This window comes from Xanthobacter sp. BG11Y11_SDJG (assembly GCF_057364445.1).
In genome coordinates this window covers 1-717 of sequence record NZ_JBNFNU010000825.1, presented here as the reverse complement: position 1 = coordinate 717, position 717 = coordinate 1, and the positions used below count along the sequence as shown (strand labels likewise).

Genomic DNA, 717 nt, shown 5'->3' with positions numbered 1-717 from the left:
CCCCCCGCCTCCCCCTGGCCGGGGATCGCCCGGCAGGCGTGGCGCGACGTGCTGCCGTTCCCGGGGCGCCTCGCCATGGCCTGGCGCGTCGCTCTGCTGTGCGCGCTCGTGGCGGGCGTCGCCATGCTCTTCAAGGTGCCGGAAGCGGCCATCGGCTGCTATCTCGTGATCTTCCTGGCGCGGCCGAACGGCGCGGAGTGCGTCGGGCAGGCGCTCGGCGTCATCCTGCTCGCGAGCGTGGTGGTGCTCGCCATGGCGCCGGTGATCCAGGCGACCGCGGAAAGTCCGCTGCTGCGCATCCTCGTGATCGCCGGCACCTCGTTCGTGTTCGTCTATCTGGGCGCGGCCTCGCAACTGGGGGAGATCGGCTCCATCATCGCCCTCGTCATCGCCTTCATCCTGACGCTGGTGGACCAGGTGCCGGCGGGCGAGGTGGTCACGCGCGGCCTGCTCTATGCGTGGCAGATGGCGGCCATGCCCATGGTGCTGATGGTCGTCTTCTACCTGGTGCTCGGCACCGGTCCCCACACCCTCCTGCGCCGCACCGTGGCGACGCGCCTGTCGCGCGCGGCGGGCGTGCTGGAGGGCGAGCGGGACGCGCGCGCAGCGCTAGCGGAGGAGGTGGCGCAGGGCACGGCGGAGAGCGCCAAGCAGGCGATGATGGCGCGCCTGTTCCATACCGCGCCGACGCGGCGGTGACCTGGCTCTCCGGCGCCG

1 pseudogene is annotated in these 717 nt (G+C 72.7%); it reads left to right on the top strand.

The window, feature by feature from the left end:
* Positions 1 to 699, top strand: a pseudogene (locus AC2W7M_RS26790) (FUSC family protein); the annotation flags it as partial.
* Between the last annotated feature and the right edge of the window lie 18 nt (positions 700 to 717).